We start from the raw sequence: 14,076 nt of genomic DNA, 5'->3' as shown, positions 1-14,076 counted from the left end.
GCCGGTATTCCGCTTAGTGCTGCTCGAAGTTCTGCAGGTAATCAATGATCAAAAGACTACGGTCATGGGGATATATAAGCCCCTTTTCTTCCAGGGTAGAGGTCATCTTGATCTCGCCCCAATCGGATACGCCCCGGGCCAGACTGGTCATCAGATGATATAACGCTGCGTTGTTGACGCGGCCTTCAGCGGTGTTCTCGTCGGTAATAAAATAGTTGCCGTGATAATTGGCGAAATAGTCGGCCAGATGGCTGAAACTGCCGCAGGAGCCCAGGAACAGGACCTTGCCCAGCCCGGCGGCCTGGTTTTCCGGCGCGAAAGTATCGGTCAAATGATAGGAATGGCCGCGGTGGACCAGGATATCGAGCGCTTCGTCGTGGAGGTCCTGTTCGACCGTGCTGGCGTCCAGCGTGATAATGACCTTGAGCGTTTTGCCATTGAAAGTCTCGACCATCTCCCAGCTCTTTTCCCCTTTTTGCGCTAAGGAAAAGCCCCGGGAGCGAAGATCGTCGATGGTTAGCAGGTAGTGGCGCTCATCTTCATAGAAATAGAGCTTGGCCGTAATGGCCCCGTCAGCCAGATACTTTTCTATGGGAATTGCCGGACTTAAGATGGCCGGCAGCCGGTCCGCGATCCGCTGCCCGACGGGCGACCACTTGGCGGCATAGAGCTTAAGTAAAAAGCCGATCGCTCCGCGTTGGCGGTCTTTTCCCGCGCTTTCATATTTTTCGTAAAGGCCGACCAGCAGCGATTCAACCTTGTCCAGGTACCGCCCGTCGGCAAAGATCGTGTCCAGTGCCGGGGTTAGGACGGACACCTTGCCGGCCAGGTTTTCTTCTTTTGCCAGCAAGCGCTCAATATTATTGAGGAAATAATCCGGGTCAAGGTCGAAAAGCGCGGCAAATTTATTATAATTGGAAGCGGTCAGGATAAAACCGCCCAGCTGTTCGCTACCGGGGTCGACCCGGGAGATCAACTCGAGGATATTCCCCTGCTCAAGATTGGACCAAAGCTTGAGGAACGTGGAAGTGTAAAGGTCGGCACCGCCCAGGGCGATAAGGAAATAGGCGGAGGCCGGCGAAATGGTCCGGCAGGCCGTTTTCCTGATCTGGTCGCCCGGGTCGTTGTCGTGGATGGTATTGAGCGAGATCGCCGCGGTCTGGCAGAGCTCCCGCAATTTTTGCGGGTCAGCGGCGTGGGCGAGCACGGCCTGATCGATGGCCGCAGCCAGCGCACGGGCCAGCGCCGCTTTGCTGCTATCGGCCGGCGGTTGAAAGTCCGTCAGGGAAAGGAACGTTATCAGACTGCTCAAATTGCCCTGGCCTAAAGTAAGAAGAGAAGAAAGCTGGCCCAACCGGCGTTCGAGGATTACCGGGTCTTTGATCTTCAGCGAAGCCAAAAGCTTGGGAAAATAAAGATACGCGAAACTATCTTGATAAGACTGGGAATTGAGCCGGTCAAAGACCTTGACCAGGGCAACGATCGTTTTGCCGTCGATGATCCCGGCCCGGAAAAAATCGGGGAGGGGCTGTAAAGTATAACCGATCGATTGGAGCGGGGACTGTCTGATCTCGCTAAAAATGGCCAGGATATTCTCCCGGCTTAACCCCTGGTCAACCAGGCCGGGCAGAGCGATCAGGGCATTGCTCGTGTAGCAGTCAACCGCTTTGATCGTTCCTTCGAGCAGGGCGTAAATAGCGGCGTTGCTCAAGCCGGACCGTTTTAACCCCGCGACCGCGGCCGGCAGTCCGGCGATGGCATTAATGATCCCAGCGCCGCATTTTTCGTTAATTAAAAGCACCAAAGCCTGGGCCTGGCCCTGATCTAAACCGGCCAGAACCAGTTTTTCTTTGGCTTCGATCGACCGTCCCAGGCTGTACTGATTGTGAAAAGGGTCGTTGCTGATGATGAGGGCCTCAAGGTCCTGGCGCCAAATATTTTCCGGTTCAGCTGTTGGCGGCGCGGGCTCTTGGCATTGCAGGTTGTCGGCCAACGGGATCGATTGCGGCCAAAGCGGCGGAGCGATTAGCTGAACGGCCCCATTTTCATCCTGGATAACGGTTTGCAGGCCGTTCTGGCCGGACGGGGGAAAATAGCTTCCCGCGACGCATTGGTTATTATAGTAGTACCCTTTAATGTCCATAGCCGTATATATTATTATCGTGTTTTACAGGGAAAAACTTGCGTTTATTGCCGGTGAATAACTCTTGCCCGTACCCGATCAAAAGGCTATAATAACAGCGTTACTTCGGGAAAAACCATGAAAGACGCTATCCGTAAAGTCGTCGAAGGCCACAACCTCACTCGCGAAGAGGCGGCGATCGCCATGGATACTATCATGCAGGGGAACGCCACACCGTCGCAGATCGCCGCCTTTATCACCGCCCTCCACACCAAGAAAGAGAGCGTCGACGAGATCACCGGCTTTGCCGAGAAGATGCGCGAACACGCGGTCAACATCTTCCCGCACGCCAAGAACCTGGTCGACACCTGCGGCACCGGCGGCGACCACGCCGGCACGTTCAATATCTCGACCATCTCCGCCCTGATCGCGGCCGGGGCCGGGGTCAACATCGCCAAGCACGGCAACCGCTCGATCACCAGCCGCTGCGGCTCGGCGGACCTGCTCGAAGCGCTCGGCGTCAAGATCGACATCGAGCCGAAAGCGGTGGAAGAGTGCATCAACGAGGTCGGCATCGGCTTTATCTACGCCCCCCGGTTCCACCGGGCGATGCGCTTTGCCGCGCCGACCCGCCGGGAGATCGGCATCAGCACCGTCTTCAATATCCTCGGCCCGCTCTCCAACCCGGCGAACGCCGGCGCCCAGGTGCTCGGCGTCTTCCACGCGGAGCTGACCGAGATCATGGCGGCGGTGCTCAAGAACCTGAAAGTGAAACACGCGCTCGTCGTCCACGGCAACGACGGCCTCGACGAGATCTCGCTCTGCGAACAGACCAAAGTGACCGAGCTGCGGGACGGCAAGCTGGAAACCTACCACCTGAAGCCGGAAGACTTCGGCCTCCTGCGCGTCGGCAACGAAGAGCTGCGCGGCGGCTCCGCGGCGGAGAACGCCGAGATCGCCATCCGCATTTTAGCTAATGAGGAAAAAGAGGCGCGGCGCCAGGTCGTGCTGCTTAACGCGGCGGCGGCGATCTACGTCGGCGGGCTGGCTAAGAACTTAAAGGAAGGGTTGGCCCTGGCGGAGCAGTCGCTCGCTTCCGGCGCGGCCAAAAAGAAACTGGAGGGATTAGTCCAATTTACATCAAAACAGACAAGTTAGTCAAAAACTACGGCAAGAAGGTCGCGGTCAACGGCGTTTCCGTCGAGGTCAACCAGGGGGAAGTGGTCGGCCTGCTCGGCCCGAACGGGGCGGGGAAGACGACCACTTTTTACATGGTCGTCGGCCTGATCAAGCCGAACGCCGGGAAAGTTTTCCTCGGCGACCACGACATCACCAATTACCCGATGCATAAGCGCTCCCAGCAGGGGATCGGCTACCTGCCGCAGGAGCCGTCGATCTTCCGCAAGCTGTCGGTCGAAGAGAATATTTTTATCCTTTGGGAGCTGATGCCGGAGATCCCGAAAAAGGAATACGAGACCCGGCTGGTCAAGCTGCTCGACGAGCTCGGCGTTACTCACCTGCGCAAACAGAAAGCTTATTCCCTGTCGGGCGGCGAACAGCGGCGGGTGGAGATCGCCCGGGCGCTTTCGACCAACCCGGCGTTCCTCCTGCTCGACGAGCCGTTCACCGGCATCGACCCGAAAACGGTCACCGACCTGCAGGGGATCATCTGCCACCTGAAGGACAAGGGGATCGGCGTGCTGATCACCGACCATAACGTCCGCGAGACGCTGGCGATCGTTGACCGCGCCTACATCATCCACAAGGGAGCGATCCTGGTCTCCGGCAATTCGCAGACCGTGGCCGAGAGCGAAGACGCCAAGAAATTCTACCTCGGCGAAGAATTCCAGCTTTGATCAAGATCATCGACCGGTACATCTTCAAGGAACTGCTCGAGCCGTTCCTCTTCGGCCTCGGCGCCTTTACCGCCATCCTTTCCTCGTCGATGATCATGTTCGAGCTGGTCCGCCGGGTCGTGATCAACGGGATGCCGCTCCTCGTCGCCCTGCAGATCTTTGTCCTGCGGCTGCCCGGCATCGTCGTCTACATCTTCCCGATGGCGACGCTGTTGGCCGCGCTGCTCGCTTTTTCCCGCCTGTCGCACGACAGCGAGGTGATCGCCTTCCGCGCTTCCGGCATCACGCTGTTCCGCCTGATCGTGCCGGCCCTGGCGCTCGGCTTGCTCGTTTCGTTGATCAATATGAGCTTTTCCGAGGTCGTGGTGCCGGAATCGAACAAGGCGGCCAAAAATCTGTTGATCGAGACCACCGCCCGGCGCCAGCCGAAACTGCAGAAGAACGTCTTCCTGCCGGAAATGGAGGGGGGCTCGCTGAAACGGATCTTTTACGCCGAGACGATGCAGGGGGACGAGATGTCCGGCGTGGTGGTGCAGGAGTTCAGCGGGGGGAAGCTGGGGCAGATCGTCAACGCCCGCTCGGCCAAGTGGGTCATGGGTAAGAACCAGTGGCTCTTCCGCGACGGGACGATCTACCTGCTGGCCGAGAGCGGCGAGTACAAGCACCTGATCAAGTTCGCCGAGCAGTACGTGACGATCAAATACACGCCGGCCGACTTTTCGACCGGCGACCGGAACCCCGACGAGATGACCATCGGCCAGCTGCGCGATTACATCGCCCTGAAGGAAAAGATGGGGGTGGAGACGACCGACCTGAAGATCCAGCTGAACATGAAAATGGCCATTCCCTTCGCCTCGCTGGTCTTCGCCCTGCTCGGGGCGCCGCTCGGCCTGTCGCCGCGGCGGGCGTCCGGCTCGATCGGCCTGGGGATCTCGATCATCGTCATCTTCTTCTACTACATCACCATGTTCATCGCCATGGCGGTCGGCGAGATGAAGCTCATCCCGCCGGGGGGCGCCGCCTGGCTGCCGAACATCTTGACCGGCGCCGTCGGTTATTTCATTTTGCGCCAGAAGGCCGAACAGTAATGTCGCTTTTCACCCTGAGGATCCTCCTGCTTCTGGCCGTGCTCAGCGGCACGATCGCGTTCGTCGGCAACCGGGTCGGCAAGTACATCGGCAAGCGGCGGGTGACCATTTTCGGCCTGCGCCCGCGCTACACCGCCATGGTCATCACCGTCATTTCCGGCATGTTGATCGCCCTCGGCACGGTCGGTATCATGCTGGCGCTGTCGCAGAGCGTCCGCACCGCGCTGCTCGGGCTGGAACGGCTGCAGACGGAGATCGGCGTAAAAACGGCGGAGCTGGCGACGGCCAACAAGTCCCTCGACGAGGTCCGGCGGCAGCAGCGGCAGCTGGCCGAGGAGCTGGTCGCCGCCAAACAAGAGGTCTCCCAACTACAGCGCGCCAAGCAGCAGTTGAGCCGGGAGGTCAAGACCGCCCGCCAGGGGGAAGTGCTGTTCAAGAAAGGGGAGATCATCTCCCTGTCGCTGATCCAGGCCGGGCCCGATAAAGATAAGATCGTGGAAGGGTTGAACCTGATCACCGCCAATGCCGACGACAGTCTCCGCCAGCTCGGCATCAGGTCGGCCGTGCCGATCGTCACGGTCAACGAAGAGGAGTTCAACGAGACCGTTTACTCGCTACTGGGCGAAAACCGGCCTTATATCGTCAAACTGGTGGCGGACAGCAATTCGGTCTGGGGAGAGCCGGTCCCGGCGCTTTTTGCGCTGGCGGAGAACAAACTGGTCTACCGGGCGGGGGCGGAGATCGTCAGCGGCGAGGTCGCCGGCGGCCTGACCCAGGCGCAGGAAGAGCAGGCGGTGATGCAGCTGCTGAGGCGCGCGCACCAGGCGGCGCGGGATCAGGGGATCGTCCCCGATCCGGCCGGTTCGATCGGCAGCGTCCCGTATTCGCAGATCTCCGATACCGCCCGCAAGATCAGGGGGCTCGGCCGCAAGGCGGTCCTGCGGATCGTCGCCCAGAAAGACATTTACGCGATCGGCCCGCTGGCGGTCGACCTGAAGGTGAGCGGCCGGTGATCCTGGCGATCGATCCCGGCAGCGCCAAGAGCGGCCTGGCCGTTCTCGAGGAGAACGGCGCGGTCCGGCACCGGGCGGTGGTCGCCAGCGCCGACCTGCCCGGCGCGCTCGCGCCGCTGCTTACGGTCTATCGCCCGACCGCTGTGGTGATCGGCCGCGGCCACTACGGCCGGCGGATCGCCCAGGAGCTGACCGGCCTGAATCTGATCTATGTCAACGAAAAAGACTCGACCTGGCTTGCCCGCCGGCGCTACTGGCGGGAGAATCCCCCCGCCGGCTGGCGCAAATTGCTGCCGACCTCGCTCCGCGTCCCGCCCGTGCCGGTCGACGACTGGTCCGCAGTCATCATCGGCGAACGATATTTAGCTTCTTAGACTGAAATTTTGGCCGCGGCCGGGCGATAAACAGCCGTGAGTACCGTGAGTAACAACCGGGCGATCGTCCGCGTGCAAGACCTGCGGCGTTACCAGGCGCCGACCAAGGCCGTCTGGCGCAACATCCTGCTCCAGCAAAGATTAATGATCAAGACGCACGGCCTGCCGCCGTCGGAACGGGTCTTCCTGGCCGGGCCGGTCGGCGCTCCCCGGATCTTCCCCAAACAATACCTCAACGAGATCCTGACCATCACCGCCGGGCTGGATGAGGCGGGGGTCGTGCTCGTCCTCAAAGCTTACAACAAAGTGCGGCAAGCGTTCGCCGGGAAAACGCGGTTATCGGGCCGGCCCTGCATCGACCACCTGGTCGATACCGCCTATCTCCTCCGGACAGTCATGGAGAACCGCGATCCGGTCCTGCTTGCGGCCGGCTTGCTGCACGATATTATCGAAGATATTGGAGTTACTTATGAGGAGCTGAAACAGGAATTCGGCGCCGAGGTGGCCGACCTGGTCGACGCGGAGACCAAACTGAGCAAGGAGATCGACCGCGATATACGAGATCTGGAATATCTGAAAAAACTGATCAAGGGGATCAGCCAGGACCCGCGCGTTGCCCTGCTCAAGGCGGCCGACAACCTGAGCAATAACCGCGACCAGGAAGTTTTCCCGAAAGAGAAACAGCTCGAGCACGCCGGGGAAACCATGGAGATCTACGTCCCGATCATGGACGCGATGGGGGTCTGGGAGATGCGGCTCCGGCTGGAGGACTCGGCGCTCAAATACCGCGACCTGCCGGAATATCCTGAGACGATCGCGCTGTATGACCGGGTAATGGCGCAGAACAAGGGGCTTTTCCTGGAGCTGGAAGCCAAGATCAAAGAAGTGCTGGCGGCCAAAGGCTTTAAAGGGGCGCGCGTCGAGCTGCGCCAGCGGGCGGTCTCGGAAGTTTTCCGGAAAATGCGGCGGAGCGGCCGGACGCTGGAAGACCTGCTGGCCGAGAACCCGCTTTACCTCCACTACATCAACGTGGAGGTCAACAGCGCGCTGGACAAGGACGTTTACCGGGCGATGGCGACGCTGCGCGACACCAATATGCAGCCGCGGCACAAGGAAAACCAGCTCTCGGGCTTCCAGCCGCGCGGCGAGAAGCTGCTCGATTTCGTCAGCTTCCCGCGCCGCGGCTACCGCGCCCTGCAGTCGTACTTTGTCAAGGAGGGATTGCCGGGGAGCCTGCTGATCACCGTTAACAACAAGGCGATGAACCGGAGCAACCGGCTCGGTTTTGCCGCGGCCGGGGCCGACGCCGCGCCGCGCCCCAACTGGTTCAAGCAGAGCTACGACTGGCTGGACAAGCTGCTCAACTACAGCCGCAACCTCCTCTCGGCCGACGAAGTGCGCGAACTGATCGGCGAGGTGACCTATCCGATCATCGTTTATACCCAGAACGGCCGCCGGGTGAAACTGCCGCGCGGCGCGACCCCGCTCGATTTCGCTTTTTTGGAAGAGCCGATCCTCGCCCAGTTTACCACCGGCGCCAAGGTCAACGGCGTCGGCGTTCCGCTGAACCGGCCGCTCCGGAGCAACGAGACGGTCGAGCTCGAGCACGGCCGGGAGATGCAGGTCTCCCCGACCTGGTTATCCTGGGTCGGCTCGACCGGGAGCGCCGAAGCGATCAGGTGCCTGCTCCAGACCAAGACGCCGGAGGAGCGGCGGACGCTGGCGCTCAACGCGCTGAACCGGGCGGCGCAGGGGGAATACCTGAACATGCTTAACATTACGGCCGTTTCCTGGCTGCCCCGGTTCATCGCCCGGTTGAACGAGAAATACAGTTTGGCTTACAAGACGGCGCCCGACTTGATCGCCGGCGTCGGCCGGGGAGAGATCGATCCGGAACAGGTTATCACCGATTTCCTGACCTTTTTCCAGGAACTGCTTAAGCAGCGGGTCGCGGAAGGGACGAGGAGCCGGCAGCGCTACATCTTTGTCGTGCATACCGAGAACCGGGTCGGCATCCTGAAGGAGATCACGACCGAGATCAGCCGGCTGAAACTGAACATCGACATCAACCTGGCGAGCGGCGGCGAGGACGGCGGCTCGCTCTTTTTCACCGTGTCGGCCTACAGCAGCCTGCAGCGCGACCAGGTCAGGAACATCCTGTTAAAGTTCGGCGAGCTGGAGAAATGTTTGCGGATACCCAATAACAAGTTCGACCGGTTGAGCCGGATGCTTAGCGGGTTGATGGAAAGGCTGGGCGAAAAAGTCTAACTACTTGGCCGCGGACCAGTTCGGTCCCGCCCCGACCGTCACTTTGACCGGTACCGCTAGCGTCAGCGCCTTTTCCATCTCATCTTTCACGATCTGTTTGACCGTTTCTCTCTCTGCCTCGGGGCATTCAAATAGCAATTCATCGTGAACTTGTAAGATCATTTTTGCTTGTAAGTTGTAAGTTGTTAGTTGTTCGTTAACCCGTACCATGGCGATCTTGATCAGGTCCGCCGCCGTCCCCTGGACCGGGGCGTTGATCGCCATCCGCTCCGCCGCCGCGCGCAGGCCGCCGTGCGGGCTGTTGATGTCGGGGAGCGGCCGCTTGCGCCCGAGCAGCGTCGTAACGTAGCCGTTCTCGCGCGCTTCCTTGATCGTCCGGTCGAGGAACGCCTTGACCCCCTGGTGCTTCCGGAAATATTTCTCGATGTAGCTGGCCGCCTCGGTCCGCTTGATCCCGAGCTGGCGGGCAAGGCCGAAATCGGAGATGCCGTAGATCACGCCGAAGTTGACGGTCTTGGCGGCGGCGCGCGGGATGCCGAGCTCGTCGGCCGTCGACTGGTGGATATCGCGGTCTTCCTGGAAAGCTTTGAGCAAGACCGGGTCGCCGGAGAGATGCGCCAGGACCCGGAGCTCGATCTGCGAATAATCGGCGTCGACCAGGGCCCAGCCTTTTTCCCCGGGGATGAAGGCGGGCTTCAGGCGGGCCGGGATGTTCTGCAAGTTCGGGTCCGAGCTGGAGAGCCGCCCGGTGGCGGTGATCGTCTGGTTGAACGAAGTGTGCAGCCGGCCGGTGCGCGGCTGGACCAGCGTCGGCAGGACGTCGATGTAGGTGCTTTTCAGCTTGGTCAGCTGGCGGTAGTTCAGGAGCTTTTCGGCGATCTCGAACTTCTCGCCGGCCAGCTCCTCCAGCACTTCGGCGTCGGTCGACTGGCCCGACTTGGTCCGTTTCTTGACCGGCAGCAGCAGCTTGGTAAAAAGTATTTGGGAAAGCTGCTTGGGCGAATTGAGGTTGAAGACCTCGCCGGCAATGGCGAAGATGTGCCGCTCCAGCTCCTGGAGCTCGACGGCGATCTCGCCCGACATTTTGGCGAGCAGCGGGGCGTCGATCGCGATCCCGGTCATTTCCATGCCGATCAGCGCGGCCAACAGCGGCATCTCGATCTCCGTCAGCAGTTTGTCCATTTTCTGCGCGCGCAGCGCCAGGGAGAATATTTCGTAAAGGGCAAAGGTCGCGTCGGCGTCGCTGCCGGCGTAATCGGTCGCCAGCTCAAGCGGCACGTCGGCAAAATTCTGGTCCGGGCTGACTTCCTCGAACTTGAGCATCTCCCGGCCGAGGAACTGCTTGGCCAGGTATTTGAGCGAATATTTGCCGGCGGTCGGATCGAGGAGATAGGCGGCGACCATCGTGTCGAAGTAGGGCCCGGCGACCTCGATGCCGTTGGCTTTTAAAACTTCAATATCGTATTTCAGGTTATGGCCGATCTTTAATTTAGCGCTCTGGAAGAGCGCGGTAAGGTCCTGCCGCTTATACGGTAAATAATACGCCGTCTGCGCCGCGGTCGAGAAAGCAATGCCGACGATCTGCGCGTTAAAGACGTCGAGCGAGGTCGTTTCCAGGTCAAAGGCGAAAGCGTCGGCCTTCGCCAGTTCGGCCAGCAGCGCTTTCAGGTCGGACTCCGTCTGCACGCACTTGTAGTGCAGCTTGGCGATCGCCTCGCGTTTCTGCTCGATCACTTTGGCGGGCTGCAGGTCGGGGAGGCCGCCGGCGTATTTTTTGACCAAGCTGTTGAACTCCAGCTTCTGGAGGAGCGGCACGACCTTGGGCCAGTCGATCGCCCCCCGTTTCAGCCGGTCGAAGTCGATCTGGAGAGGGACGCTGGTCACGATCGTCCCGAGCCGCCGGCTCATTTCGGCGAGCGGCAGGTTGTTTTTGAGGTTTTCCTTGAGCGCCGGTTTCTTGATCTTGTCCAGGTTGGCGTAAATGTTCTCCAGCGTGCCGTACTCTTTCAACAGTTCGATCGCCGTCTTTTCGCCGACCTTGGGGACGCCGGGGATATTGTCCGAGGTGTCGCCTTTGAGCGCCTTGTAATCGATCAGCTGGTTGGGCCGGAGCCCATCGTAGCGTTCGGCCACTTCTTTTGCCCCGTACAGGACCGTGTCAGTGATCCCTTTCCGGGTCGTTAAGACCTTGATGTGGTCGTTGACCAGCTGGAGCCCGTCCAGGTCGCCGGAGACGATGACGACGTCGTGCCCCGCTTTCTCCGCCGCGATCGCCAGCGTGCCGATCAGGTCGTCGGCCTCGAAGCCGGCCTGCTCGTAGACCGGGATATCGAGCGCCTGCGCCACCTCTTTGACGAACGGCAGCTGTTCGTGCAGGGTGGGCGGCGCTTTTTCCCGTGTCGCCTTATACTCCTTGTACTCTTTGTGGCGGAACGTCGGCTCCGGCCGGTCAAAAGCAATGGCAACGTAGTCGGGTTTATCGTCCAGCAGTTTGAGGAGCATGGAGGTGAAGCCGTAAACGGCGTTGGTCGTGATCCCCGCGGCGGTCCGCATCGTGTCGGGCAAAGCGTAGAACGCCCGGTAGGCGAGGGAGTTGCCGTCGATCAGGAGGACTTTAGTGTTAGGACTTTTCGCCAAGTTGGAACCGGACGAACCGGCGGATGACCAGGTTCTCGCCGATCTTGGCGGAGAGCTCGCCGAGCAGGTCCTTGATCACGATCTTCTGGTCGCGGATGAACGGCTGGTCGAGCAGGCAGACCTCGGAGTAGAACTTCTCCAGCCGGCCTTCGGCGATCTTGGCGATCGCTTTTTCCGGTTTCCCTTCGGTTTTCGCCTGGGTGGAGATGATCTCTTTCTCGTGGTCGATGATGCCGTCCGGCACTTCGTCGCGGGAGACGTACTGCGGATTGGCCGCGGCGACCTGCAGGCAGAGGTCCTTGACGAACGCCTGGAAATCGGTGCTCTTGGCGACGAAATCGGTCTCGCAGTTCACTTCGACCAGGACGCCGATCTTGCCGCCGAGGTGGATGTAGGAATCGACTATCCCCTGGGCGGCGACGCGGCCGGCCCGGCGGGCGATAGCGGATAACCCTTTTTTGCGCAGGATGTCGATCGCTTCCTCAAAATTGCCTTTTGCTTCCGCCAAGGCCGCCTTGCAATCCATCATGCCGATGCCGGTCTTTTCGCGGAGCTGCTTCACCATTTCGGTCGAGATCTCAGTCATTAGAAACCAACCCTCTTTTCTTCTTCCTCTTCCTTCGGCATGATCACCTGGGACAGCACGGTGTTCTCCAGGTGTTCTTCCATGGTCAGGGTCTCGGCTTCTTCGACCTCGAGCGGGGCGGCGATCTCTTCCGTCTGCTCTTCGACCGGCTTGGACATTTCGCGGCCGGCCAGGACGGCGGAGGCGACGATGCTGGTCAGCAGCTTGATCGAGCGGATGGCGTCGTCGTTGCCCGGGATCGGGTAGTCGATCTCGTCCGGGTCGGTGTTGGTGTCGACAATGGCGACGATCGGGATGCCGAGCCGCCGCGCTTCCTTGAGCGCCGTCTGCTCCTTGAGGATGTCGACGATGAACACGGCCGAGGGGAGGGCGACCATCTGGCGGATCCCGCCGAGGCCGCGCATCAGCTTGCGGTGCTCGCGCTCGAGCAGGATGACCTCTTTCTTCGGCAGGAGGCCGTAGGTGCCGTCCTCTTTCATCTTTTCGATATCGTTGAGGCGGGCGATGTTCTTTTTCAGGGTCTTAAAGTTGGTCAGCGTGCCGCCCATCCAGCGCTGGTTGACGTAGAACATGCCGCAGCGCTTGGCTTCTTCCTCGATCGCTTCCATCGCCTGCTTCTTGGTGCCGATGAAGAGGACCGAGCCGTTGGCGGCGGCGTTCTTGATGAATTCGTACGCTTTTTCGATCAGCGGGATGGTTTTGTGGAGATCGATGACATGGATGCCGTTCCGGGCGGCGTAAATGTACCGCCCCATTTTCGGGTTCCACCGCTTGCTCTGGTGGCCAAAATGGACACCGGCCTCAAGCAGCTCTTTCATTGTAACTACAGGCATTTAACTCCTCCTTGGTGATTAACGCACACGAAAGGTAATTTTATCACAAACTTAATGACCCTGCAACCGTTTTGCCAGGTAAGCGTCCGAGGGGGCTTCCGGCGGCCAACCCTTTTCATCATAAGAAAGCGAGAAGAAGCTGGCGTAATTGCCGTCAAAACCGCTAAAAGTATGGTAAGCGTAGTGAAAACCGAGGCCGGCGTAGCGGAAGCTGAGGCCGGCGGTCAGGCTGCCGGCGTCGGAGCCGCAGCGGACGGTCAATTGCTCGACCGGCGCGATCTCCAGACCGAAATGCTGGGTCACGGTCTTGCCGGCGTCGGGGGTAAAGCGGGCGTCGCAGGCGAAGTTGAGGCCGAGCGGATCGTACAGCTCCATTTTCGCGCCGGCCTTGAAGGTGCGCGGCAGGTCGGAAGCGAGCAGGTTCTGGACGACCGCGCCGAGGCTTAACCACTCCACGCCGTGCTGGAGGACGCCGAGGTCAAGGTTGGTCCGGCTGCGGTCGCCGGCGGCGATCTCGGTCCCGTCGCTTATATAATGTTTCAGGCCGAGGCCGACCGACCAGTTCTCGTTCAGCTTCTTACCGAAAGAGCAGAGCAGGGCGCTGTCGCCGAAGTTCGCCCGGCTGGTCAGGTTGCCGTACCGGTCGCGGAGCTCGATCGCGGAGACGAACGCTCCCGAATAGCCGAACCCGATCGCCCCTTGCCGGCCGAGCGGATAGACGCCGCCGAGCACCGAGTAATTGACCTCTTCCAGCAGGCTGCCGGCCATGGAGGTCAGCTGGAAATGGTCGATCTCGCCAAGGCCGGCCGGATTGGCGAAAAGGGTGTCGGCGTCGAAGACCGTCGCCGTGTTCGCCCCGCCGACGCCGAGCGACCGCGCGCCGACGCCGAGCGCCAGGGGGTCAAAAGTGGCCAGGCATTGCGTCGCCAGCAGGCAGACCAGGATCAGCGGTTTATGATCCATACCTTCCCTTTGCCGATCGACTTATTGGTGGCGGTCGCGACCAGGCGGTAGAGGTAAACGCCCGGGCCGGCAAGCTCGTTGCCGTCGCTGTAGCCGTTCCAGGTGGTCCGGTTGTAGCTGGTCGGCGCGAGGGGGAACGGCTTGCGGGCGATCAGGCGGGCGGAAAGGTCGTAGATCAGCAAGCTGGTCTCGAGCGAGGCGGTCGCGGCGCATTCGAACGTCACGAATTCGCCGGCTTGCGGGTCGAAGGGATTGGGATAATTGATGATCGTGACCGTCAGGAGCAGCAGGAGCCAGGCCCAGCCCGATTTGCGCATGGGACTATTATGCTATAAT

Annotated in this window: 12 protein-coding genes; 6 read left to right on the top strand and 6 right to left on the bottom strand. The window is 60.6% G+C overall.

The window, feature by feature from the left end; genetic code table 11:
• Positions 1-13: 13 nt before the first annotated feature.
• The gene (locus WC529_01880; protein MFA5113025.1) at positions 14-2,143 is read right to left on the bottom strand and encodes a hypothetical protein; all 2,130 of its coding nucleotides are present in this window, start codon (positions 2,141-2,143) and stop codon (positions 14-16) included.
• A gap of 117 nt (positions 2,144-2,260) precedes the next feature.
• On the opposite strand from WC529_01880, the gene trpD reads away from it, so the two are divergent.
• From trpD to WC529_01850, 6 genes are read left to right on the top strand one after another with little or no spacing between them, the layout of a single operon-like run.
• Positions 2,261-3,280, top strand: a complete 1,020-nt coding sequence (gene trpD / locus WC529_01875) for an anthranilate phosphoribosyltransferase (protein ID MFA5113024.1) — start codon at positions 2,261-2,263, stop codon at positions 3,278-3,280.
• The gene (lptB, locus tag WC529_01870) at positions 3,256-3,978 is read left to right on the top strand and encodes an LPS export ABC transporter ATP-binding protein (protein ID MFA5113023.1); all 723 of its coding nucleotides are present in this window, start codon (positions 3,256-3,258) and stop codon (positions 3,976-3,978) included. Before trpD ends, lptB begins: the two co-directional genes overlap by 25 nt.
• The gene (locus WC529_01865; protein ID MFA5113022.1) at positions 3,975-5,066 is read left to right on the top strand and encodes an LptF/LptG family permease; all 1,092 of its coding nucleotides are present in this window, start codon (positions 3,975-3,977) and stop codon (positions 5,064-5,066) included. Before lptB ends, WC529_01865 begins: the two co-directional genes overlap by 4 nt.
• The gene (locus WC529_01860; protein ID MFA5113021.1) at positions 5,066-6,079 is read left to right on the top strand and encodes a DUF3084 domain-containing protein; all 1,014 of its coding nucleotides are present in this window, start codon (positions 5,066-5,068) and stop codon (positions 6,077-6,079) included. The genes WC529_01865 and WC529_01860 overlap by 1 nt, the downstream gene beginning before the upstream one ends.
• Complete coding sequence (locus WC529_01855; GenBank protein MFA5113020.1) at positions 6,076-6,453, top strand: resolvase; 378 nt, start codon at positions 6,076-6,078, stop codon at positions 6,451-6,453. Before WC529_01860 ends, WC529_01855 begins: the two co-directional genes overlap by 4 nt.
• A gap of 36 nt (positions 6,454-6,489) precedes the next feature.
• Positions 6,490-8,721, top strand: a complete 2,232-nt coding sequence (locus WC529_01850) for an HD domain-containing protein (protein ID MFA5113019.1) — start codon at positions 6,490-6,492, stop codon at positions 8,719-8,721.
• Here the strand turns inward: WC529_01850 and polA are convergent, their stop codons facing one another.
• From polA to WC529_01825, 5 genes are read right to left on the bottom strand one after another with little or no spacing between them, the layout of a single operon-like run.
• Positions 8,722-11,358, bottom strand: coding sequence for a DNA polymerase I (gene polA, locus WC529_01845; GenBank protein MFA5113018.1), 2,637 nt, complete (start codon positions 11,356-11,358; stop codon positions 8,722-8,724).
• The gene (gene tsf, locus WC529_01840) at positions 11,342-11,944 is read right to left on the bottom strand and encodes a translation elongation factor Ts (GenBank protein MFA5113017.1); all 603 of its coding nucleotides are present in this window, start codon (positions 11,942-11,944) and stop codon (positions 11,342-11,344) included. The genes polA and tsf overlap by 17 nt, the downstream gene beginning before the upstream one ends.
• A complete protein-coding gene (rpsB, locus tag WC529_01835) occupies positions 11,944-12,777 on the bottom strand; it encodes a 30S ribosomal protein S2 (protein ID MFA5113016.1) in 834 nt (277 codons plus the stop codon). Before rpsB ends, tsf begins: the two co-directional genes overlap by 1 nt.
• Positions 12,778-12,828: 51 nt before the next feature.
• Positions 12,829-13,740 carry a hypothetical protein gene (locus tag WC529_01830; protein MFA5113015.1) on the bottom strand — a complete coding sequence of 304 codons (912 nt, stop codon included), beginning with the start codon at positions 13,738-13,740 and terminating at the stop codon, positions 12,829-12,831.
• Positions 13,722-14,057 carry a hypothetical protein gene (locus WC529_01825; GenBank protein MFA5113014.1) on the bottom strand — a complete coding sequence of 112 codons (336 nt, stop codon included), beginning with the start codon at positions 14,055-14,057 and terminating at the stop codon, positions 13,722-13,724. The genes WC529_01830 and WC529_01825 overlap by 19 nt, the downstream gene beginning before the upstream one ends.
• Positions 14,058-14,076 lie beyond the last annotated feature (19 nt).

Source organism: Candidatus Margulisiibacteriota bacterium (assembly GCA_041650855.1).
In the GTDB taxonomy this organism is placed as follows: Bacteria; Margulisbacteria; WOR-1; order O2-12-FULL-45-9; family XYB2-FULL-48-7; genus JALOPZ01.
This window is presented reverse-complemented; position numbering and strand designations above follow the sequence as displayed.

Bases quoted from the DNA above. Each gene is read 5' to 3' on its own strand.
- WC529_01880 (MFA5113025.1), bottom strand. From the start codon at position 2,143: ATGGACATTAAAGGGTACTACTATAATAACCAATGCGTCGCGGGAAGC.
- trpD (MFA5113024.1), top strand. From the start codon at position 2,261: ATGAAAGACGCTATCCGTAAAGTCGTCGAAGGCCACAACCTCACTCGC.
- WC529_01860 (MFA5113021.1), top strand. From the start codon at position 5,066: ATGTCGCTTTTCACCCTGAGGATCCTCCTGCTTCTGGCCGTGCTCAGC.
- tsf (MFA5113017.1), bottom strand. From the start codon at position 11,944: ATGACTGAGATCTCGACCGAAATGGTGAAGCAGCTCCGCGAAAAGACC.
- rpsB (MFA5113016.1), bottom strand. From the start codon at position 12,777: ATGCCTGTAGTTACAATGAAAGAGCTGCTTGAGGCCGGTGTCCATTTT.
- WC529_01830 (MFA5113015.1), bottom strand. From the start codon at position 13,740: ATGGATCATAAACCGCTGATCCTGGTCTGCCTGCTGGCGACGCAATGC.
- WC529_01825 (MFA5113014.1), bottom strand. From the start codon at position 14,057: ATGCGCAAATCGGGCTGGGCCTGGCTCCTGCTGCTCCTGACGGTCACG.